This window comes from Kocuria palustris (assembly GCF_007666205.1).
Taxonomy (GTDB): Bacteria; Actinomycetota; Actinomycetes; order Actinomycetales; family Micrococcaceae; genus Kocuria; species Kocuria palustris_A.
This window is the reverse complement of the sequence record NZ_VDOR01000019.1, coordinates 1-22,224: the sequence shown is the minus strand read 5'-3', so window position 1 is coordinate 22,224 and position 22,224 is coordinate 1. Positions and strand designations below refer to the sequence as shown.

At 66.8% G+C, this 22,224-nt stretch carries 15 protein-coding genes and 1 tRNA gene; 2 read left to right on the top strand and 14 right to left on the bottom strand.

Annotation, left to right across the window (positions count from 1 at the left end; genetic code table 11):
• Positions 1-615: 615 nt before the first annotated feature.
• Positions 616-1,905: a P-loop ATPase, Sll1717 family gene (locus FSY66_RS11765; protein ID WP_222115538.1), complete on the bottom strand. Its 1,290-nt coding sequence runs from the start codon at positions 1,903-1,905 to the stop codon at positions 616-618.
• Between the two features lie 341 nt (positions 1,906-2,246).
• Between FSY66_RS11765 and FSY66_RS11760 the strand changes: the two genes are divergently transcribed.
• Both FSY66_RS11760 and FSY66_RS11755 read left to right on the top strand, forming a co-directional pair.
• Positions 2,247-3,412 (top strand): IS3 family transposase gene (locus tag FSY66_RS11760; RefSeq protein ID WP_260853672.1). Its coding sequence is split into 2 segments (ribosomal slippage): positions 2,247-2,531 and positions 2,534-3,412, totalling 1,164 coding nucleotides; the frame shifts between segments, so codons are not numbered across the junction.
• 235 nt (positions 3,413-3,647) lie between these two features.
• Complete coding sequence (locus tag FSY66_RS11755; protein WP_144795182.1) at positions 3,648-4,850, top strand: DDE-type integrase/transposase/recombinase; 1,203 nt, start codon at positions 3,648-3,650, stop codon at positions 4,848-4,850.
• Positions 4,851-4,906: 56 nt separating this feature from the next.
• On the opposite strand, the gene FSY66_RS11750 is transcribed toward FSY66_RS11755, so the two are convergent.
• From FSY66_RS11750 to FSY66_RS11690, 13 genes are all read right to left on the bottom strand, one after another.
• Positions 4,907-4,980, bottom strand: a tRNA-Pro gene (locus tag FSY66_RS11750).
• 99 nt (positions 4,981-5,079) lie between these two features.
• Complete coding sequence (locus tag FSY66_RS11745; protein WP_144795180.1) at positions 5,080-7,962, bottom strand: DUF3427 domain-containing protein; 2,883 nt, start codon at positions 7,960-7,962, stop codon at positions 5,080-5,082.
• The gene (locus FSY66_RS11740; protein ID WP_222115539.1) at positions 7,959-8,354 is read right to left on the bottom strand and encodes a (deoxy)nucleoside triphosphate pyrophosphohydrolase; all 396 of its coding nucleotides are present in this window, start codon (positions 8,352-8,354) and stop codon (positions 7,959-7,961) included. Before FSY66_RS11740 ends, FSY66_RS11745 begins: the two co-directional genes overlap by 4 nt.
• Before the next feature lie 181 nt (positions 8,355-8,535).
• Positions 8,536-8,922 (bottom strand): hypothetical protein, encoded by a 387-nt coding sequence (locus FSY66_RS11735; RefSeq protein ID WP_144795176.1) that lies wholly within the window; start codon positions 8,920-8,922, stop codon positions 8,536-8,538.
• Between the two features lie 459 nt (positions 8,923-9,381).
• A complete protein-coding gene (locus FSY66_RS11730) occupies positions 9,382-12,834 on the bottom strand; it encodes a pyruvate carboxylase (protein WP_144795174.1) in 3,453 nt (1,150 codons plus the stop codon).
• 124 nt (positions 12,835-12,958) lie between these two features.
• Positions 12,959-14,572 carry a ribosome biogenesis GTPase Der gene (der, locus tag FSY66_RS11725; protein ID WP_260853671.1) on the bottom strand — a complete coding sequence of 538 codons (1,614 nt, stop codon included), beginning with the start codon at positions 14,570-14,572 and terminating at the stop codon, positions 12,959-12,961.
• Between the two features lie 43 nt (positions 14,573-14,615).
• Positions 14,616-15,311, bottom strand: coding sequence for a (d)CMP kinase (gene cmk, locus FSY66_RS11720; RefSeq protein ID WP_260853670.1), 696 nt, complete (start codon positions 15,309-15,311; stop codon positions 14,616-14,618).
• On the bottom strand, positions 15,308-16,423 hold the full coding sequence (locus tag FSY66_RS11715; RefSeq protein WP_144795170.1) for a prephenate dehydrogenase: 1,116 nt from the start codon (positions 16,421-16,423) through the stop codon (positions 15,308-15,310). The genes cmk and FSY66_RS11715 overlap by 4 nt, the downstream gene beginning before the upstream one ends.
• A 2-nt stretch (positions 16,424-16,425) precedes the next feature.
• The gene (locus FSY66_RS11710) at positions 16,426-17,502 is read right to left on the bottom strand and encodes a pseudouridine synthase (protein WP_144795168.1); all 1,077 of its coding nucleotides are present in this window, start codon (positions 17,500-17,502) and stop codon (positions 16,426-16,428) included.
• 382 nt (positions 17,503-17,884) lie between these two features.
• Positions 17,885-18,580 (bottom strand): SMC-Scp complex subunit ScpB, encoded by a 696-nt coding sequence (scpB, locus tag FSY66_RS11705; RefSeq protein WP_260853669.1) that lies wholly within the window; start codon positions 18,578-18,580, stop codon positions 17,885-17,887.
• Positions 18,573-19,469: a segregation and condensation protein A gene (locus FSY66_RS11700; RefSeq protein WP_144795166.1), complete on the bottom strand. Its 897-nt coding sequence runs from the start codon at positions 19,467-19,469 to the stop codon at positions 18,573-18,575. Before FSY66_RS11700 ends, scpB begins: the two co-directional genes overlap by 8 nt.
• Positions 19,470-19,476: 7 nt before the next feature.
• On the bottom strand, positions 19,477-20,370 hold the full coding sequence (locus FSY66_RS11695; protein ID WP_144795164.1) for a ParA family protein: 894 nt from the start codon (positions 20,368-20,370) through the stop codon (positions 19,477-19,479).
• Between the two features lie 166 nt (positions 20,371-20,536).
• On the bottom strand, positions 20,537-21,934 hold the full coding sequence (locus FSY66_RS11690) for a cation:dicarboxylate symporter family transporter (RefSeq protein ID WP_144795162.1): 1,398 nt from the start codon (positions 21,932-21,934) through the stop codon (positions 20,537-20,539).
• Between the last annotated feature and the right edge of the window lie 290 nt (positions 21,935-22,224).

The window sequence follows — 22,224 nt, the reverse complement described above, 5'->3', positions numbered from 1 at the left end:
TGGGCTATCTGACACCATCAGAGAAGCTCGCAGAGTTCCTTGCGCTCACCGCTTGAATCCGCCGATCCTGAAGAAGGCCTCGGCTTTTTTCGCATCAGACCCTTACTCGACTCCTGCTTAGTCACTTACCGCCTCATCGTATCCCGTTACCTTATCAGCACCTAGACCGAACCAGACGAGCAGGTGCCGCCGACGATTCGCACGCCCGCCTTCCGGACGAATGCGGTCATCCCTATTGCCGAGATGGGAATACTAGTTGCGCTCGCGCAAGGGTAACGGACCTGACACTCAACTAGAGTTCCATCTTGTACGGCATCACATCCATGCGGCTGGGCTCAAACAGCAGTGGCAGAGAAAATGGGTGGATTGAATTGATCCTATTTAAGTACAGGACCCCCCGCCATCAGCCTCGCCGTCTGAAATAATCTAGCTCTATTTCCTACGGCAAGGCCATCGAATTAAGACTCGAATAGCCTCCCACATAGAGTCCCGTCAGTCACTTGTGCGCCGGGATTCTCTGATAGCCAGACCACGGTACAAACTCTGATGAACATATGCCGCAGCGGAAAGGGGAAGCGTCAGGTTAGTATCCTCAGCCTTAAACTTAATGGATCCCTAATTGGCAATTCGCACCCCAATTACCGAGTAATCAAACAATGTTTCCAAGAGTCGACGCGATCCGTATTTCTCAAATAATTCAGGGTCCTTTTTCTCGATCAGCCTCTCGAGATCTTCAAGGCTGTCATACCTGTGACGCTCCTGACGCAAACACTCGAGCAGGCGACCAAAGTCCGGAAAAGCTTTATTGAACTCCTGCCTCAGATCATCCACCTTCCACTTGCTGTAGCGCTCTTCCGCGGATCTAATTTCATCCTTGGAGATTTCCACCGAATCCCGGCCGGAAGTATTAACGCACTCATCCAAGAACTGAATGACCTCACGGGGTCGCAAAAATGTCCGCTTAACTATGTAATTGAACGGCGATATAGACCCTCGCATTTCACCTGGCTCAAATATGTCCTCAATTGAAATCCCGTCAGGAAGTCGGACATTTACCATTTCCTTTAGAAGGTCAGGCGACCAGGCTATTGATTCTTCAAGTTGGCGATGCTTATCCTTGTCGTCAAATTCGAGGTTATCATATATGTCGGATCGCAGAAAGACATTTACCCGCAAGCCGGAAGCGATCTCTCTGCCCCGAAGACGATCATTTAAATCCTTCGCCGCCTTGAGGAGTCCTACTAGAAGTGAGCGGGACTCTTCAGACCCATCCCATGAATCATCTAGGCGGTCAAGGGATATAATCAGCTGCCTCTGACGGACCATAGGCCCCAGCGCGTCCACAAACGCACTCAATACATGTGGCGTGACCGGATGCCTTGCCTGCTCCTCTCTCGATAGCCCTGCACCAAACCCAAACGCACTTAGGTTAAAGGAAGAGATCCCTTTGAGAACTGAAGTGGCAGACTTCAGAATTCCTGGCTCTAAAGTTTCGAAGTTGTCCTGCAGAAACTTCTTGAACATTTTCGCAGAATCAGCCGCTTCTCCACGCCAATTTTCGCCAGAACGTATTAGCTCGCTCGCTCCCTCGATAATTAGAGTAAACTTCCATGCATTCGTGTGGGCATGCTCTGATGAAAGCATTTGTTCCTTATACTCACTAAGAGCTGCCCATGCATAATGATCTGGGCTCCGCGAGATTGCAACAATACGCTCATCCCTATCCTTAGCAAGTCGGGGAATTTGCAAAAAGAGCGCGGATTTACCACTTCCTTTCCTGCCAAGAAATTGAGTTCGACGCCCCTCGAAAGCAGAACGGACATAAGGTGTGGTCACAAAATAATCATTGAGGCTAACATCAGACTCGGCATCAACACCGCCGAAATCGATATTGCCAAGCGTCATGCCGAGCTCCTGCAATCTAGACACGAGATTCCTCTTATCGTTGGGAAATGAATACAATCTGCAAGAACAAAGAAGGACATTTTCCAGTCGGCATTAATCGACGCAATTTGCCTCAGCCAGATACATCGAGTCAATTTGAATGGCCCCTGGACGACACCTTCCCCAGCCTTAGTATTCACTAGTCCGTCAGTGGAAGCAACGGGGGCCGCTGCATCGATAGGTGACAGTTGTGGTGTCAGGCCGCGAGGCTCACGGCAGGGTTCATGCTGGTGGGACTGATGCGCGGGTAGGTGTCACATGATCTGTGGCGCTGTGGAGCGTTGCAGGGAAGGATGTGGACCATGCCCGCTCCCTATCCCCAGGAGTTCCGAGACGACGTCGTCCGCGTCGCGAGGAATCGTGAACCTGGCCAGAAGCTCGCAGCGATCGCGAAGGACTTCGGCATCTCAGAATCCTGTCTGACGAACTGGATGCGCCAGGCCGATGTCGAGGACGGTGCCCGGCCCGGTAAGACCCGCGAGGAGTCCTCCGAGCTGCGCGATCTGCGTCGCCGGAACCGGCTGCTGGAGCAGGAGAACGAGGTCCTGCGCCGCGCGGCCGCATACCTCTCGCAGGCGAACTTGCCGGGAAAAGGTTCTACCCGCTCGTGAGTGAGATCGCTGCCGATGGGATCCCTGTCGCGGTGTCCCTGCGGGTTCTGAAGCTCTCTCGCCAGCCTTACTACCGTTGGCGGAAACAGCAGCTCACCGAGTCTGAGCTGGTCGAAGCCTATCGAGCGAACGCCCTGTTCGACGCGCACCGTGACGATCCCGAGTTCGGCTATCGGTTCCTCGCCGGCGAAGCCGCTGAAGCGGGCGAAATGATGTGCGAGCGCACTGCGTGGCGGATCTGCCGAGGCAACCAGTGGTGGTTCGTGTTCGGCAAGAAGCGCGGCAAGAACGGCAAGCGCCCGGGCCCGCCCGTGCACGACGACCTGGTCAAACGCGACTTCACAGCCGACGATGTCAATGAGCTGTGGCTGAGCGACATCACCGAGCACTGGGCCGACGAGGGCAAGCTCTACCTCTGCGCGATCAAGGACGTGTTCTCCGGTCGGATCGTCGGTTACTCCATCAGCGACCGGATGAAGGCGCGCCTCGCGGTGAACGCCCTGGACAACGCGGTATCTCGTCGTCGCGACGCCGCTGGCTGCATCGTGCATTCGGACCGCGGATCTCAGTTCCGGTCGCGGAAGTTTGTGCACGCCCTGAACGGTCACGACCTCGTGGGACCGATGGGGAAGGTCGGTGCTGCCGGGGACAACGCCGCGATGGAGTCCTTCTTCGCGCTGCTCCAGAAGAACGTCCTGGACCGCAAGCGGTGGCGGACCCGAGAGGAACTGCGGATCGCGATCATCACCTGGATCGAGAGGACCTACCACCGACGTCGCCGTCAGGCCCGTCTGGGTCGATTGACCCCCATCGAGTACGAGACCATGATGAACCCGACCGTCAGCCTGGCGGCCTAAACCCAGCTGACACCCGATCGCGCATCAGTCCCCCCAGACCCCAGAAACACGAACAGCCGAACCTACAAAAACCGTAGGTTCGGCTGTTCCGATGTCGTGCGACATCACAATGGTCGGGATGACAGTGTCCTGGCTCACGACATCGGAATAGCCTGTCCCGCGACATCGGAATACCCCTGTCCCACGACATCGACATCGCCCTCGACCACCCCAGCGACACCAGCCACGCTGGACCATGTCGAAACGCCGCCTCGTCATCACCGCCGTGCTCGCCGGCGCCACCCAAGCCGACACCGCCCGCACCTACGGCGTCTCACAAGGCTGGATCAGCCGCCTCATGGCCGAACACCGCGCCCACGGCGAGGCCGCCTATCACCCCCGCAGCCGCCGCCCCAACACCAGCCCCCGGGCCACCCCCGCAGCCACCGTCGAACTGGTCCTCACCCTGCGCCGCGACCTCACCGCCCACGGCACCGACGCCGGCCCCGAGACCATCGCCTGGCACCTGAACCACCACCACGGCATCACGCTCTCGCGCTCGAGCATCCACCGCATCCTCAAACGCGCCGGACTCATCACCGCCCAGCCCAAGAAACGGCCGAAGTCCTCCTACATCCGCTTCCAAGCCGAACAGCCCAACGAGACCTGGCAATCCGACTTCACCCACTACCGCCTGAGTGCCGGCGCCGATACCGAGATCATCACCTGGCTCGACGACCACTCCCGGGCGGCTCTGCACATCAGCGCCCACCACCGCATCACCGCCACGATCGTGGCCACCACCTTCTTGGCCACCACCGCCGAGCATGGCCGCCCCGCCAGCACCCTCACCGACAACGGCATGGTCTACACCACCCGCCTGGCCGGCGGACGCGGCGGCCGCAACGCACTGGAGACCTGCCTGGCCCAGTGGCACATCACCCAGAAGAACTCCACGCCGGGCCACCCCACCACCTGCGGCAAAGTCGAACGCTTCCAGCAGACCCTCAAGAAATGGCTCACCGCCCAGCCGAACCAGCCCGAGACCATTGCCGAGCTGCAGATCCTGCTCGACACCTTCGGCGAGTACTACAACAAGCTCCGGCCCCATCGATCACTGCCGCGCCGAGCAACCCCGCACACTGCCTACACGACCCGACCCAAAGCCACACCCAGGGCCCTCATCGCCGGCGAGATCCACGACCGCGTTCACACCGATCGGATCGACGAAGCAGGCGTGGTGACCCTGCGACACGACGGCCGACTCCACCACATCGGCATCGGACGAACCTACGCAGGAACCTACGTCCTGCTGCTCGTCCACGGCCTTCAGGTCCGCGTCATCGACGCCGCCACCGGGGAGGTCCTCCGCGAACTGATCCTCAACCCGGACCGCGAGTACCGGCCCACCCGCAAGCCCCACGGACCACAACGCACCAGACCCCAGAAACACGAATAGCCGAACCTACGAAAACCGTAGGTTCGGCTATTCCGATGTCCTGAGACATCACAGTGTCGGGATGACAGGATTTGAACCTGCGACCCCCTGACCCCCAGTCAGGTGCGCTACCAAGCTGCGCCACATCCCGTGGACGCTACACGTCCACTGCACCCAGATCGCTCCAAGCACTCGAAGTACTGTACCCCATCCGCCCGCCCGGTTCACATCGGCGCACCGGTCCGCACCGTCACGACGTCGGCCGCAGGAAGTACTCGTACAGGCTGTCCTCCAGCGGAGCCTCGAGGTCGAGCTTCATGGTCACCACCGGCAGCATCGCCCCGGAGCCGTCGGGCATCTGCGACTGCTCGGCCTCCCGCGGGGCGGCCTGGCCCAGGTAGTAGAAGTCCGTGCCCTCCGCGTCGTCCTTCTTGGCGAAGACATGCAGCGGGACCTCATCGGCGGCGATCGCGCGCTCTTCGCGCGACTGCAGCGTCTTGCGGCTGCGCGTGTACCAGCGCACGGTCTGCGGATCGAGCAGCTCGTCCTCGTACTGGGTCGACGCGGAGACCTCCTCGTCCTTGTGGTACGTGATGAAGATCGGGCAGGTCTGGGTGGCGGCGTCGATCTTGTACCCGAACATCACGCCCTGCTGATTCGTCTCCCACCCCAGCAGCCGGCACACGTCTTTGCGCGAGTACCGCTGCCCCTGCTGCAGCCCGCTGGACCAGCCATGACGGTGCCGCGCCAGGTGCAGGCCGGTGTCCACGGCGTCGCGCACGTGGGCCCGGAAGTCATCCGATGCGTCCCACTCACCCAGGAACGCCGGGCTCAGTTGGTACCGCTCCCCCACGACGTCGACGACGCCCTCCCCGTACTTCGTGATCTCCTGCTGCGTGAAGAATCTCAGCGACAGCACGCCCTCCACGGACAGGACGGTGCGGGCGTCGTCGGTCAGGTCCTGCGCGCGGAGCAGCTCGCGGAACTGCGACCGCGTCAGCGACTCCCCATCCAGCAGCGCCTGGAGCAGCAGCAGCTCATGTGGACGCTTGCCCGGCAGCAGCTCGTGATCCAGGAGGGCCAGGAAGCCGCGCTGCGCATCCGTCGGGGCGGTGTCGATGGCCTTAGCCTTCAACAGGAAGTCCCAATAGGAGTTCGTGCGCGCCGTCGCCAGCACCACCGGATCCACCGTGTCGAAGCGGGCGAAGTCCATCAGCCACGGCTGCTCCCCCAGCCGCTGATGCATCTCGCGATATGCAGTCTTCAGATTCGCCAGGGAGTCGAGGGTGGTGTCGGTGATGGCGGCCAGGATCTTCTCGCGGGCGATCTCGTCGAAGTTCACGGACGACAGCCCAGAGATCGCCCCGGCTGTCTGCGCGCCCAGGACCTGGCAGCGCAGCTGGTCCTTGTTCAGCGACGAGTCCCCGAACAGCGCGATCGGGATCAGGTAGTTGTTCGCGTAGTTGCCGATGAAGTCGATGACCCGCAGATGGTCCTTGCCCTCGGCCAGGCGCAGCCCGCGGCCGAGCTGCTGGGTGAAGATGATCCGCGACTGCGTCTGGCGCATCATGACCACCTGATTGATCGAGGGGATGTCGATGCCCTCATTGAACAGATCGACGGTCACCAGGTAGTCGAGCTCGCCGGCCTCCAGCCGCTGAACGGCCCGCGCACGATGCTCCATGGAATCCGCGCCGATCAGCGGCTCAGTGCGCAGCCCGGACCCGTTCATCATCTGCTCATTGAGCAACGCAGAGATCTCCTGGGCCTCCTGGATGCGTGAGCAGAAGATCAGCCCGCGCACCGGCCCCTTGTGGCCGTAGCGATCGATCATGCGCAGCAGATGCGCCACGCGCTCGGGTGCTACGAGCCGAGCGAGCTGGGCGGTGTCGTCGATCAGGTTGCCGTCGTCGTCCTGGAAGTCCTGCACCCCGTAGTAATGGAACGGCACGAGCATGTCCGCCTCGAGGGCAGCCTGCAGCCGGATCTCATAGGCGATGTTGTGATCGAAGAGCTCGAACACGTCCACATCATCCGTGCGCTCGGGCGTGGCCGTGAGCCCCAGGAGGAAATCCGGGGTGAGCCGATCCATCACCCGCCGATAGGTGGCCGCACCGGAGCGATGGACCTCGTCGATCATGACGTAGTCGAAGCCGGCCGCAGCGATCCTCTCCAGGGCCTCCGGCCGAGACGCGGATTGGATGGTCGCGAAGACATACCGGCGATCCAGCTGCTGCACGGGGCCCACGAATTTGCCGAACTCGTCGGCGGGGTCCTCGAGCACGCGCTGGAACTCGGTGAGCGCCTTGTCCACGATCTGCTCGCGGTGGACCAGGAACAGCATCTTGCGCGGTTGTGCCTGCCGCACCTCGAGCGCACCCAGAATGGTCTTGCCGGTGCCGGTCGCCGAGATCACGAGCCCGCGCCGCTCCCCTGCCGTGCGCAGGGCGGCGATCGCCTCGAGCGCCTCCTCCTGCATGGCATTCGCAACGATCACCGACGACGACGGCGCCCCCGTCGTCCGCGGCAGGAATCCATCGACGGGTGCGACTGTCGGGCGCGGTCGCTGCGCGTATTCGAGTGCGTAGGCGTCGATCAGCTCGTGGGTCAGCGGAACCGATTCGCGGATCTGATTCTCGACGACCGCGCGCAGCTGCTCGGCGATATCGCCCTCCGGCAGCGCGGAGAAGCGCAGGTTCCATTCCCGGTTGCGCAGCAGTGCGTTCGACGTCAGGTTCGAGCTGCCGATGATCGCGGTGGTGCCGGCGTCCTGGTCGAAGACGTAGCCCTTGGAGTGGAAGCCCGGCCGCGGATTGAGGTGGACCTCCAGGCCGGGCAGCTCGAGCAGCTCGCGCAGGGCATCCGGGGAGTTGAAGCCCAGATAGGTGGAGGTGACGATCCGCCCGCGCCCCGGGAAGTCCAGCAGCGCCTGCTTGAGCATGGCCAGGGCGTCGGTGGTCACGAAAGCCACCGAGAAGGTGAACGACCTCGAGCGACGCAGCTCCTCCAGGATGGCCCGGAGCATGGTGTTGTCGTCGTCGTTGGAGATCAGCACCGGGTGGTGCAGCTGCTCGGCGGCGGTCTGCCGATCCAGGAACCCGAAGGCGGTGTCCGCGCGGATCCCGCTGTTCATGCCTGCAGGTCCTGGATCACGCGCTCGACGGCCGGGATGTCCGCCGGCGCCCAGTCCAGCTCGCGCAGCTCGGCAACGGGCACCCAGCGGATCTCGGCGTGCTCGGTCAACCGGGGCGCGCCCTCGCGCAAGGTGCAGTAGTAGGTGGCCAGGGAGACGATGGCCTTCTCGTACTCGTAGACCGTGGTCTCCACGTGCTCGCCGATCTCGGCGGTGCACTGCAGCTCCTCGACGAGCTCCCGGGCAAGCGCCTCCTCGGGCGTCTCCCCCGCCTCGATCTTGCCGCCGGGGAACTCCCACTTGCCGGGCAGGCTCATCTGCTCGCTGCGCCTGGCGGCAAGCACTGTCTGCGCCTCCACCAGCACGGCACCCACGACCTCGACCTGCTTCATCACGCTGGCTCCTGCTCCATGGTCTTCGTTCGGGTCCGCCCTGACCCGCCAGGCGCAGCCTACAGGTTCTTTCCACACAGAAATACTCGAGCCAGTAAACAAGATGGGATATCGACACTAAATGCAAGAATGAGGAATGTAAGCAACTGAAAGACTGGACTCCGCCAAGTATTTCAATTGGCTACCCTTTGTCACTCGACGGATTTCCGTTCGACATGTCGTTCTGTGAAAACTCTTTTAGTTCCCCCCTGCTGCCCCAAATGTCTTTTGGTACAACTGAAGGTGCATGCGGATTGAATGCTGAGAAAACGGCTGCAAGCGTCGGGTACTTAATACTGGATAGCCCAAATGATTTCCATTTTTTCTGCCGCTCATTGACTTCATCCCGACCTTCCCCTGCCCATTCCTCGTAAGTGGCCACCAACGTCCAAGGATCGCTTCGGACCAAACTAGAATGACCAAACTTTCCTGCATAGTAGAGAATCATGGAATATCTTGTCATAAGGTCATTGGCCATCAGCGCCCATGCGAAATAGACAATTCCAAGGATTGCCAAAAATCCCGTCATTACCCAATAAATAATACTTCTCGGGAGGGTCCACCCCCCCCCCCCTCGCTATTTGAGGCGGTCACGGAAGCAGGGTCCCATCCGGACCAAAAGAAGGCTAGAAGAATCGCAGCAACTATCAGTACCGTCCCAATCCCCCAGTTGACAATCCGCGAGTCTACACCCATGGACCTCGCGGCCTCAAAGCCTTCTGCCTGACACCTAACGTCGACAATCCGATCGTCAAATCCCTGCTGCCCCCCAGTCTTGTCATATTCTTCGACACTTGATTCCAGTCTCGCGATCCAATATTTTCTTCTTTTTGGCGAGTATCCAAAGTTTCTTGATGCAATTCGAAGAATAGTAGTCCCGATTGCAAGAGTTGCCGAGACGACGCCAACGATTTTGACAAATAGGTCAAATCCCAAATTTGTCACCTAACTTATTGTAATCAATGATCATTGTCTGCTACGAGCGGAGTCACTCCGTCTCGATCTCCATTACCAGGTCCCCGCCCTCGACCTGCGCCGGCCCCTGGACGACCACGCGCTTGATCGTGCCGCCCACCGGGGTGGTCACGGAGGCCTCCATCTTCATGGCCTCGATCGTGGCGATCCGATCGCCCGCCTCCACAGTGTCGCCCTCGGAGACCGTGGGGGTGACGGCGCCGGCGAACGGCGCAGCCACGTGGCCGGGGTTGGACCTGTCCGCCTTCTCTGCCTCCACGTGGTCGGTCTCCACGGACTGGTCGCGCACCTCGAGCATGCGCATCTGGCCGTTGAGCGTGACCATCACGGTGCGGATGCCCTTCTCGTCGGCCTCGGAGATGGCCTGCAGCGTGACCAGCAGGCGCACGCCGCGGCCCAGGGAGACGATGTGCTCCTTCTCCGGCAGCAGGCCGTAGAGGAAATCGCGGGTGTGCAGCACGGACATGTCGCCGTACTCGGCGCGCTTGGCCTCGTACTCCTGCGTGGGGCCGGGGAAGAGCAGGCGGTTGAGCGTCGAGCGGCGCACCGCGGCGTCCTCGGAGGCGAGTCCGGCGCGGTCGTCGTCGGAGAGCTCCTCATCGGCCGGCGTCTCGTGCCGGCCCTCGAGCGCCTTGGAGCGGAACGGCTCGGGCCACCCGGCGGGCGGGGTGCCGAGCTCGCCGTTGAGGAAGCCGATCACCGAGTCCGGGATGTCGAAGCTCTGCGGATTCTCCTCGAACTCGGCCGGATCCACGTCCATGCCCACGAGCTGCAGGGCCAGATCGCCCACGACCTTGGACGACGGCGTGACCTTGACCAGATGCCCCAGCATCCGGTCTGCCGCGGCGTACATGTCCTCGACCTTCTCGAACTTCTCCCCCAGGCCCAGGGCGATCGCCTGCTGGCGCAGGTTGGACAGCTGCCCGCCCGGGATCTCGTGGCGGTACACGCGCCCGGTGGGCCCGGCCAGACCGGACTCGAACGGCTTGTAGATCCCGCGCACGATCTCCCAGTACGGCTCCAGATCGGAGACCGCGTCCAGGGACAGCCCGGTGTCCCGCTCGGTGTGGGCCAGGGCGGCGACGAGCGCCGAGGCCGAGGGCTGCGACGTGGTCCCGGCCATCGAGGCGGCAGCGACGTCCACGGCGTCCACTCCGGCATCGACGGCGGCCAGCAGCGTGGCCACCTGTCCGCCGGCGGTGTCGTGGGTGTGCAGGTGCACGGGCAGGTCGAAGCGCTCTCGGAGTGCTGCGACCAGACGGCGCGCGGCCTCCGGGCGCAGCAGCCCGGCCATGTCCTTGATCGCCAGGATGTGCGCGCCGGCGTCGACGCACTGCTGGGCCAGATCCAGGTAGTAGTCCAGCGTGTAGACCTTCTCCTCCGGATCCAGCAGATCGGAGGTGTAGCACAGCGCCACCTCGGCCACGGCGGTGCCGGTCTCGCGCACGGCCTTGATGGCCGGCTCCATCTGGGAGACGTCGTTCAGGGCGTCGAAGATGCGGAAGATGTCCACGCCGGTGGCCGCGGCCTCCTTGACGAAGGCGTCGGTCACCTCCACTGGATACGGCGTGTAGCCCACGGTGTTGCGCCCGCGCAGCAGCATCTGGAGCGGGATGTTCGGCATGGCCGCGCGCAGCCGGGCCAGACGGTCCCAGGGATCCTCGCCCAGGAACCGCAGGGCGACGTCGTAGGTGGCTCCGCCCCAGGCCTCGATCGACAGCAGCTGCGGGACGGTGTGCGCGTAGGCCGGTGCCGCGGCCAGCAGGTCGCGGGTGCGGATGCGGGTGGCCAGCAGGGACTGGTGGGCATCGCGGAACGTGGTGTCCGTGACGGCCACGGCGGTCTGCGAGCGCAGCTGCGCGGCGAAGCCCTCCGGGCCCTTCTCCTGCAGGACCTTGCGCCAGCCGTCGGGCGCGGGGGCCTCGGAGGGGCCGTCGAACGGCGAGCGGTCCGGCTCCTCGGTCTTGTCGCCGGGGTGGCGCGGCAGCTTCTCGCGCGGATCGATGCCCTCCACGCGCGGGCCGTTGGGCTGGTTGACCGTCACGTCGGCCAGGTACTGCAGGGCGCGCGTGCCGCGGTCGGCGGAGCCGCGGGCCTCGAGCAGCTCGGGATGGTTCTCGATGAAGTCGGTCGTGACCTGCCCGTCCAGGAACTCGGGGTCCTGGAGCACGGACTGCAGGAACGGGATGTTGGTCGCCACGCCGCGGATGCGGAACTCGGCCAGCGCGCGCGAGGCCCGGTGCACGGCGGTCTGGTAGTCGCGGCCGCGGCAGGTCAGCTTGACCAGCATCGAGTCGAAGTGCGGGGAGATCTCCGCACCGGCGTAGATCGTGCCGCCGTCCAGGCGCACGCCGGAGCCGCCGGCCGAGCGGTAGGCCGAGACCTTGCCGACGTCCGGGCGGAATGCGTTGGCCGGATCCTCGGTGGTGATGCGGCACTGCAGCGCGAAGCCGCGCACGTAGAGGTCCTCCTGGCGGATGCCGATCTCCTGGAGGGTCTCGCCTGCGGCGATGCGCATCTGCGCCTGCACCAGGTCGATGTCGGTGACCTCCTCGGTCACCGTGTGCTCGACCTGGATGCGCGGGTTCATCTCGATGAACACGTGCTGCCCGGCCCGCTCCCCCACGGTGTCGACCAGGAACTCGACGGTGCCGGCATTGCGGTAGCCGAGCTGCCGCGCGAACGAGACCGCGTCCTGGTGCAGGGCCTGGCGGATCTCGTCGTCGAGGTTGGGCGCCGGGGCCATCTCGATGACCTTCTGGTGCCGGCGCTGCAGCGAGCAGTCGCGCTCGAAGAGATGCACGGTGTCCCCGGTGCCGTCGGCCAGGACCTGGACCTCGATGTGCCGCGGCTTGAGCACGGCCTGCTCGAGGAACACGGTGGGGTCGCCGAAGGCCGTGCCGGCCTCGCGCATGGCGGACTCGAGGGCGTCGGAGAGCTGGTCCTCGGTCTCCACGCGGCGCATGCCGCGCCCGCCGCCGCCGGCCACGGCCTTGACGAACAGCGGGAAGCCGATCTCCTGGGCCCACTCGACGAGCTTCTCCTTGTCATCGGAGGGCTCCGAGCTGGCCAGGGTGGGGATCCCGGCCTTCTTGGCGGCCTTGAGCGCGGCCACCTTGTCCCCGGCGAGGTTCAGGACGTCGGCGGCCGGGCCGATGAACGTGATGTCGTTCTCCGCGCACTTGCGGGCCAGCTCCGGGTTCTCGGACAGGAATCCGTAGCCGGGGTAGATCGCATCGGCGCCGGCCTCGAGGGCCACGCGGATGATCTCGTCCACGTCCAGGTACGCCTTGACCGGATGGCCCTCCTCCCCGATCCGGTAGGCCTCATCGGCCTTCTGCCGGTGGATCGAGTTGCGATCCTCATAGGGGAAGACCGCCACGGTCTTGGCGCCGAGCTCGTAGGCGGCGCGGAAGGCACGGACCGCGATCTCTCCGCGGTTGGCGACGAGGATCTTCGAGAACACTGGGACTCCATCTCCGGGGGCGCGGAACGGACCGGCCGCCTGCGCGTGCGTGCAGATGTGTCCCAGCTTACGCACGTCGTGTGGTCAGACCACAGAACCGCGACGGTGCGGCGTCATCACCGGCTCAGCGCTTGCGGGAGCGCCTCTCCCGCACGCGCATGGTGACCTCGATCGGCGTGCCCTCGAAGCCGAAGGTCTCGCGCAGCCGTCGGGCGATGAAGCGGCGGTAGCCCGGGTCCAGGAAGCCCGTGGTGAACAGCACGAACTTGGGCGGGCGCGTGGAGGCCTGCGTGCCGAACAGGATGCGGGGCTGCTTGCCGCCGCGCAGCGGGTGCGGGTGCGCGGCCACGAGCTCGCCCAGGAACGCGTTGAGGCGCCCGGTGGGGATGCGCGTGTCCCAGGACTCGAGCGCGGTCTCCAGGGCGGGGACCAGCTTGTCCTTGTGCCAGCCGGTCTTGGCCGAGACGTTCACGCGCGGCGCCCAGGCCACGTGCGCCAGATCCTTCTCGATCTCGCGCTCGAGGTAGTGCCGGCGCTCGTCGTCGAGCAGGTCCCACTTGTTGAAGGCCAGCACGATCGCCCGGCCCGAGTCGATCGAGGTCTGCACGATCCGCACGTCCTGCTCGGCCAGCGGCTCGTCGACGGCCAGCAGGATCAGGGCGACCTCCGCGCGCTCGATCGCCGACTGCGTGCGCAGCGAGGCGTAGTACTCCGCGCCCTTGGCCATGTGCTGACGACGGCGGATGCCCGCCGTGTCCACGAAGCGCCAGGTCCGCCCGCCGAGCTCGATGTTCTCGTCGACCGGGTCGCGGGTGGTGCCCGCGAGCTCGTTGACGACCACGCGCTCGGAGCCGGCCAGCTTGTTGAGCATCGAGGACTTGCCCACGTTGGGCCGTCCCACCAGGGCCACGCGGCGCGGACCGCCGACCAGCTCGGGCTCGGCCACCTGGCTGTGCTCGGGCAGGATCTCGAACAGCGCCTCGAGCAGATCGCCGGCGCCCTTGCCGTGCAGGGCGGAGACCGGGTGCGGCTCCCCCATGCCCAGGGCCCACAGCGAGGCGGCCTCGAGCTCCAGGGTCGGCGAATCGCACTTGTTCGCCACCAGGATCACGGGCTTCTGGGACCGGCGCAGCATCTTGACGATGGCCTCGTCGGTCGCGGTGACGCCCACGGTCGTGTCGAGCACGAGCAGCACGGCATCGGCCTGCTCGACGGCCAGCTCCGCCTGCTCGGCCACCGAGTGATCGATCCCGGTCGCGTCGACCTCCCAGCCGCCGGTGTCGACCATGGTGAACGGGCGGTCGAGCCACTCGGCCGAGTAGCGCACGCGGTCGCGGGTCACGCCGGGGACGTCCTCCACGACGGCCTCGCGGCGTCCGATCACGCGGTTGACGAGCGTCGACTTGCCGACGTTCGGGCGGCCGACGACCGCGACGACCGGGGCCGGCTTGCGGTACAGGTCCGCGACGTCCTCGCCGGCCCACTCGGCGAGCAGGGCCAGGTCCTCCTCGTCGAGCTCGTAGTCCTCGAGGCCCTGGCGCAGGGCCTCGGCGCGCAGCTCGGCCTCCTCGTCGTCGATCGCGGCCAGGCGCTCGGAGATGTCCTGATCGCCGCCGCCGAGGATCTTCTGCTCGTACTGATCGACCGGGCGCTCGGGGCGGGCGCCCTCCGGGGCCGGGCCGGTCCACTGGGACGGGGTCGCGGAGTCGGCGGGGGTGTTCTCGGGGGTCTCGGGCATCGGGGCCCCTCCTGTTCGTGGTGCGGGGTGAGTGCGGGAGAGCTCAGGCGAGCTCGGGGACCGCGCGCAGGACGAGGTCCAGCACGGCGGTGACGGTCTGCTCGATGCTCAGCTCGGAGGAGTCCAGGTGCGTCACGCCGTCGGCGGCGTCGGTGAAGTTCACGAGCTTGGAGTCCTTGGCGTCGCGGCCGGTGACCTGGGCGGCCAGGGCCTCCTTGGACTGCGACCGGCCCAGCTGGGCGCCGCGGCGGGAGAGCCGGGCCTCCTCCGAGGCGGTGAGCAGCACGCGGACGTCGGCGTCGGGGGCCACGACGGTCGTGATGTCGCGGCCCTCGGCCACGATCCGGCGCCCGGAGTCCTCGATGATCCCGCGCTGGCGCTGGACCAGGATCTCGCGGGCGGCCGGGATCGTGGAGACCGAGGAGACCGTGGAGGTGACCTCCGGGGAGCGGATCGCCGAGGTGACGTCGACGCCGTCCACGGAGACCTGCTGCTGATCCGGGTCGGTCGAGATCGAGATCGGCGCGGTGCGCGCGGCCTCGACCACGGCCTCGCCGTCGTTCAGGTCGATGTCCTGGTGCACGGCCCACCAGGCCACCGCGCGGTACATGGCGCCGGTGTCCAGGTAGCCCAGGTCCAGCCGGCGGGCGAGCTCCTTGGAGACCGTGGACTTGCCGGAGCCGGAGGGCCCGTCGATGGCCACGACGGCCTGTGCCGTCCCGCTGCTGCTCTGGGTCACTGGACCACCTTCCATCCGCGCTGCTCGAGCGCCTCGACCAATTCGTCCCGACGGTTCGGGTCCACGGAGATCTCCGCCAGGCCCACGCGACGGCCCACGGAGTGCTCCAGCCGCAAGTCTTCCAGGTTGATCCCGGTCTCGCCGACAGCCGTGAACAGCTCGCCCAGCGTGCCGGGCCGGTCGTCCACCAGGACGGTGAGCTGGGCGAAGGCCTTGGGGGCTCCGCCGTGCTTGCCCGGGATCCGCGCCTGGCCGGCATTGCCCTCGGAGATCAGCTCCGCCATGTCCAGGCGCGAGCCCGGGCCCGTGGGGTCCTCCAGGGTGGCGATCAGCCGGTCCAGGTCATCGCGCACCCCGCGCAGGGACGGGGCGATCGAGGCGGCGTTCGCGGAGAGGATCTGCACCCACAGCCCCGGGTCCGAGGCCGCGATGCGCGTCGTGTCGCGCAACCCCTGCCCCGCCAGGGACAGGTGGTGCAGCGGCGTGTCCTGCAGGCGCGAGGCCAGCAGCGAGGACATGACCTGCGGGATGTGGGAGATCAGCGCGACGGCGGCGTCGTGCTCGTCGGCCGCCAGCTCCGTGACGTGCGCGCCCAGGTCCTGGGCCAGCGTGCGCACGCGCCGCACGGCCGCGGGATCCGTCTCCGGCGCGGCGCAGACGACCCACGGCATGGAGGTGAACAGCTCGCCGCGCGCGGCCACCGGCCCGGAGCGCTCGCGCCCGGCCATGGGGTGCGAGCCCACGTAGCGGCGCAGATCGGCGCCGCGCTCGCGCAGCCCGTCCTGGATCGCGCCCTTGACCGAGGCGACGTCCGTGACGATCGCCGCGGGGTGGTCCGCCAGGGCCCGGGCCGCGGTCTCCACGACGACGTCCGGCGGCGTGGACACGACGATCAGGCTCGGCTCCGGGATGGTCTCCCCCGTCTGCCGGGCCGCGCGCTCGGAGCGTCCTGCGCCGATGTCCGCGCCGACCGCCTCCGCCGTGGGCGAGGAGTCGCGCAGCCAGGTCTCGACGCCCAGGTGCTGCAGGCCCAGGCCCACGGAGGCGCCCAGCAGGCCGGCGCCGATGATGAGCACCGGCCCGCCGGGGCCCGTCGTCGATGGTGCGCTCACGCTCAGCTGCCCAGTCCCACGGAGGCCAGCAGGTGCCCGACCTCGGTGTGGGACAGATCGCGCACGACGCCCTGCTTCTGATCGCCGATCCGGATGGGCCCCACCTGCGTGCGCACGAGGCGCTCGACGGGGTAGCCCACGGCGTCGAAGAGCCGGCGGATGATGCGGTTGCGGCCCGAGTGCAGCACGACCTCGACCAGGATGTGGCCCGGCACGGAGTCGACCAGGCGGAACTCGTCCACCTTGGCCAGTCCGTCCTCGAGCTCGACGCCCTGCTTCATGAGCTCGCCGATGCCCTTCTCCATGGGGCCGCGGACCTGCACGAGGTAGGTCTTGGGCACCTGGTAGGAGGGGTGGGTCAGGCGGTTGGTGAGCTCGCCGTCATTGGTCAGCAGCAGCAGCCCCTCGGTCTCCGAGTCCAGGCGCCCCACGTGGAAGACGCGGTGCTGGGCGTGCTTGGAGGCGGTGAGGAAGTCCGAGATGCACGGGCGCCCCTCCTGGTCCTCCATCGTGGAGACGACGCCCTCGGGCTTGTTGAAGGCGAAGTAGACGAGCTTGTCGTCGAGCTGGATGGGCAGGCCGTCGACCGTGATCTCCGCGGTCTTGGGATCCACCCGCACGCCGAGCTCGGTGACCTTCTGGCCGTCGACCGTCACGCGGCCCTCGGCGATCATCTCCTCGCAGACCCGGCGCGAGGCCACGCCCGCGTTGGCCAGCAGCTTCTGCAGGCGCACGCCCTCGGAGTCGTGGACCTCGAGCCGGTCGACCGGCGGGTTCTTGGGGCGGCGGCGGCGATGCGGGCCGTAGACCGCGACCTTGTCCGGCATCTTCCGGTCGTAGCGCTCGGACGTGGCGTAGGGCTTGGGACCCTTGGGGGCCTTCCCGCCCTTGGCCCCTGCCCGGGCGTTCGCCGTGGTGTTCGGCTTTCCGGGGCGGCCCTTGGGGCTGCCGCCGGCGGCGCTCCTGGGGCTCCTGGGGCCCTTGCCGGGAGCGCCGGGGCGCCCTCCGGGACGGGCCGGGCTCTTGCCGCGGCCCTGCGAGGGTCGCTGCCCCCGGGAGTTCGAGTGGTTCTCAGCCATGTCGCACTGTCCTTCTCAGGTCTGTGGTGGTCTGTCGGCATCGCTGTCCGACGGCGTCGTGGGCGCCGGGCGGTCCGCGACCGGGATGATCGGCGACGACGCGGCCGTCGTCGCCCCGCTGCTCAGGGGGTCGCCCCGTGGAGGCCGGACCCGACGGGTCGGCGCTGGATGCGGGGCCTCGGTGCGGCGGGGGTCGCGGCGGCGGGCCGGAGCCGCTTCGTCGGCGAAGCGCGGCGATGCCGCTGTCGGGCCCCGTCGGCGCACGGCGCGGGACGGGCCCGCGCAGACGCCGGACCATCCTAGCCCCTGTGACGCGGCCGCCGCAGCAGCCCCGATCACACACGGCGCGCCGGCGGGGCCGGCCGGCCCGCGGAGAGATGCGTCAGGCGTCGTAGTCGCCGACGTCGTCGACGCCGGGCAGGTACGGGGAGATCTGCGGCAGCTCGGAGATCGAGTCGAGGCCGAGCTTCTCCAGGAAGTACGGGGTGGTCCCGTACAGCAGCGCCCCGGTCAGCGGGTCGCGCTCCATCTCCTGCACGAGCCCGCGGGCCACCAGCGTCCGCACGACGCCGTCGACGCTGACGCCGCGGATCGCCGAGACCCGCGCGCGGCTGACCGGCTGCCGGTAGGCGATCACGGCCAGGGTCTCCATCGCGGCCTGCGACAGCCGTGCGGTCTGCCCCTCGAGCACGAAGGCCTGCACGACCGGAGCGAACTCCGAGCGCGAGTAGAAGCGCCAGCCGCCGCCCACCTTGCGCAGCTCGAAGCCGCGCGGCACGGCGGGGCCGTCGTCGCCGGTGAGGCCGTCGTACTCGGCGCGCAGCGAGTCCAGGGCTGCGCGGATCTCCGCGACGGGCTGGCCGAGCACCTCGGCGAAGTCGAAATCGCTGACGGGCCGGTCGGCCACCATCAGCACGGCCTCGATCGCGGCGGCCAGCCCCCCGGGCAGGGTGTCGACGTCGATGGCGCCGGCAGCGCCCGCCTCCCGCGGATCGCCCGCCGGCGTCGCGGGGCCCTGCGCTTCCTGCAGTCCCTCCGGCTGCGGATCACCGGACGGCGTCGCCTCGGACTCAGTCATGGCCGCCCTCCGAGGAAGGGTCTTCGGCCGTCGGATCGGCCGGCACGGGAGCGTCGTGCTCGTCGGAGAGCCGGTCGGCCGTCCACCCCTCCGGGGCGGTCCAGGTGATCCAGACATCGGACAGCGGCTTGTCCTGGCGGACGTCGATCGCCCGGTCGCGGAAGAGCTCGAGGACCGACAGGAGTCGCACGACCACCACGAGCACGGATTCGGCCTCGGCGATCAGCTCCCGGAAGCTGTGCTCCTGCCCGTCCTCGAGCATGAGGCGCAGCTGATCGGCCTCCTCGCGGACCGTGACCTCGGAGCCGTGGAGGTGATCCGTGCCGACCTCGGTGGGCGCGGCCTCCTTGGGCGTCAGGGCCCGGATCGCGATCCGGGCGAACTCCTCGGGCGTGGTGCGCCAGATCAGCTCGGGCATCAGCTGCGCGAGCTGCGGCTCGAGCGGCACCGACCGGGCCTGGCGGGCCGACTCCGTGCGCATGGTCTCGGCCATCAGCTGCGAGACGTCCTTGAACGCCTTGTACTGCAGCAGCCGGGCGAAGAGCAGGTCCCGGGCCTCGAGCACGGCCAGATCGGCCTCGTCGTCGACCTCGCCGCGCGGCAGCAGGCGGGCGGCCTTGAGGTCGAGCAGCGTCGCGGCCACGACCAGGAACTCGCTCGCGGCATCGAGGGCCGCCGGCGAGTTCGTCTCCCGCAGGGCGCGGACGTAGTCCAGGAACTCGTCGGTGACCATCGACAGCGAGACCGTGGTGATGTCGAGCTCGTGCTTGCCGATCAGGCCCAGCAGGACCTCGAACGGGCCCGCGAAGTTCTCGAGCTCGACCGCGAACCCTTCCCCGTGAGCGCCGGAGAGGCCCGAGGACTCGATCTCGGGGACGACTGCGGTCATGCGCGGATCACGGGGCGCCGCCGCGCGAGATCAGCTCGCGGGCCAGCTGGCGGTAGGCGTCGGCTCCGGCGTGGTTGGAGGCGAAGGACGTGATCGGCTCGGCGGCCACGGTCGCGTCCGGGAACTTCACGGTGCGCTTGATGACGGTGTCGAAGACCTTGTCGCCGAAGGCGTCGACGATCCGGTCCAGGACCTCGCGCGAGTGCAGGGTGCGCGAGTCGAACATCGTGGCCAGGACGCCGTCGATGGTCAGCTTGGGGTTGAGGCGGTCCTGGACCTTCTCGATCGAGTCCACCAGCAGGGCCACGGCGCGCAGGGCGAAGAACTCGCAGATCAGCGGGATGATCACGCCGTGCGAGGCGGTGAGCGCATTGACCGTCAGCAGCCCGAGGGAGGGCTGGCAGTCGATGAGGATGACGTCGTAGTGCTCCTCGACCTTGCGCAGCGCGGAGGCCAGGACCTGCTCGCGGGCCACCTCGGAGACGAGCTGCACCTCGGCGGCCGACAGGTCGATGTTGGCCGGCATGAGGTCGATGCCCTCGACCTCGGTCTCCAGGATCACGTCCCAGGGATCGACGCCCCGCTCCATCATCACGTTGTAGATGGTCTGGTCGAGCTCGTGCGGATTCGCTCCGAAGCCGGCCGACAGCGCGCCCTGCGGATCGAAGTCCACCATGAGGACCTTGCGGCCCATCTCGGCGAGCGCGGCGCCGAGGTTGATGGTCGAGGTCGTCTTGCCGACGCCGCCCTTCTGGTTGACCATCGCGATGATCCGCGCGGGACCGTGCGAGTCGAGCTCGGGGGGATCCGGGAAGCGGCGCAGCGGTCGCCCGGTGGGCCCGGTCCTGCCGGATTCGGCGTCGCCGAGCTCGGGGAACCGATCCTCGTTCTTGCTGCTCACTGTGGGAACCACTCCTGGTCTGGGACGGCATGCGAGCCGCGCCGACGCGCGCCCGCCTTCTCTGGCCAGTCACCCTACCGCCGCGGGGCTGGACCTGCATGGACGCGCCCCTGTCGTCCGCGACAGCGGAGGGACAGGGGGCGTCTGCGGGCTCTCGAGCTCGGTGTTACACGAGCTTCGAGGACTCATGGCCCTCGAGGGCCTGCTCGGGCGCGGTCGGCGAGGCGTGCGGGTCCACGGCCATCTGCGCCTCGTCGAAGGGCAGCTTCCCGCTGAGCACCTGGCGCACCCGATCCCGGTCGATCTCGTGGACCCAGGTGCCCAGCACCAGCGTGGCCACGGCATTGCCGGAGAAGTTGGTCAGGGCGCGAGCCTCGGACATGAACCGGTCGATGCCCACGATCAGCCCCACGCCGTCGACCAGGTCGGGACGGTGCGACTGCAGGCCCGCCGCCAGGGTGGCGATGCCTGCACCGGAGACCCCGGCCGCGCCCTTGGAGGCGATGATCATGAACAGCAGCAGGGTGATCTGCTCCCCCAGCGCCAGCGGGGTGCCCATGGCATCGGCCACGAACAGCGCGCCCATTGTCAGGTAGATGGCCGTGCCGTCGAGGTTGAACGAGTAGCCGGTGGGCACCACGACGCCCACGACTGGTTTGGAGACGCCCAGGTGCTCCATCTTGGCGATCAGCCGCGGCAGCGCCGCCTCCGACGACGAGGTCGAGAAGATCAGAAGGTACTCGCGGGCCAGGTACTTCATGAGCGAGAAGATGTTCACTCCGGTCACGAGCTTCAGCATCAAGCCCAGGATCACCAGGATGAACAAGGCGCAGGTGGTGTAGAAGGCGAGCATGAGCACGAGCATCGAGGTGATGGCCTCCACGCCGGTGGCCCCCACGACGGCGGCGATGGCGCCGAATGCACCGACCGGGGCCAGCCACATGACCATCATCAGCAGCCGGAACACGACGGCCTGGATGTAGGTCACGGCCTGGAGCACGGGGCGCCCGGACTCGCCCATCGCCTGGAGAGCGAAGCCCACGAGCAGCGCGACGAACAGGGTCTGCAGGATGTTGCCGGAGGTCAGCGCCGAGGCCAGCGTGGTGGGAATGATCGCCAGCAGGAACCCGACGGTCCCATCCTCCTCACCGGCGCCGTGGGAGGCATCAGCGGGGATCTCGTACGTCGCATTGCTCATGTCCAGTCCGGAGCCCGGTTGGACGATGTTGCCCACTACCAGACCGATGGCGAGGGCGAAGGTGGACATGGCGATGAAGTACGCCAGCGCCATTCCTCCGACCTTGCCGACCGTGGCCGCCTTGGCGATCGAACCCACGCCCAGCACGATCGTGCAGAAGATGACGGGGGCGATCATCATCTTGATCAGCGCGATGAACGCGGTTCCGACGGGCTTGAGGGCCAGGCCGACCTCCGGTGCGATCAGCCCCAGGCCGGCGCCGGCGATCACGGCGATGATCACGGCGATGTAGAGGGTGTGCGTGCGGTCCTTCTTCTTCCGGGGTGCGGTCGAGGCCGCCGGGCCCGGCGGTGCGGTTGCTGCCACGAGCTCCTCCTGTGATGCGTCGCCGGTCTGCGCCGGCAGTGGGCGGTGCCGCGCTTCGTTCAGCGCTGGAGTCAGCGTGCCTGCGTCTGTGATGCGCGTCATGTTGTGGTCGTTGTGGTCGTGACCAGCACCACATCTGCGCTGCCCGGTGGGAGACTTCCGACATCCCGATCCGCACGAGGAGTCCCCATGTCCCTGGCCCGCCGCGTCCTGGTCCTGCAGCTGCTGCTAGTTGTAAGAGGGCATGACGTTATTGGCAGGGGCCGGGACGCGTGAGGCCGGGGGATGAT

What these genes read in the sequence shown, in the direction of transcription:
- FSY66_RS11765 (WP_222115538.1), bottom strand. Translation starts at nt 1,905, where the DNA reads ATGACGCTTGGCAATATCGATTTCGGCGGTGTTGATGCCGAGTCTGAT.
- FSY66_RS11755 (WP_144795182.1), top strand. Translation starts at nt 3,648, where the DNA reads ATGTCGAAACGCCGCCTCGTCATCACCGCCGTGCTCGCCGGCGCCACC.
- FSY66_RS11745 (WP_144795180.1), bottom strand. Translation starts at nt 7,962, where the DNA reads ATGAACAGCGGGATCCGCGCGGACACCGCCTTCGGGTTCCTGGATCGG.
- FSY66_RS11740 (WP_222115539.1), bottom strand. Translation starts at nt 8,354, where the DNA reads ATGAAGCAGGTCGAGGTCGTGGGTGCCGTGCTGGTGGAGGCGCAGACA.
- FSY66_RS11735 (WP_144795176.1), bottom strand. Translation starts at nt 8,922, where the DNA reads ATGACGGGATTTTTGGCAATCCTTGGAATTGTCTATTTCGCATGGGCG.
- der (WP_260853671.1), bottom strand. Translation starts at nt 14,572, where the DNA reads ATGCCCGAGACCCCCGAGAACACCCCCGCCGACTCCGCGACCCCGTCC.
- FSY66_RS11710 (WP_144795168.1), bottom strand. Translation starts at nt 17,502, where the DNA reads ATGGCTGAGAACCACTCGAACTCCCGGGGGCAGCGACCCTCGCAGGGC.
- scpB (WP_260853669.1), bottom strand. Translation starts at nt 18,580, where the DNA reads ATGACTGAGTCCGAGGCGACGCCGTCCGGTGATCCGCAGCCGGAGGGA.
- FSY66_RS11700 (WP_144795166.1), bottom strand. Translation starts at nt 19,469, where the DNA reads ATGACCGCAGTCGTCCCCGAGATCGAGTCCTCGGGCCTCTCCGGCGCT.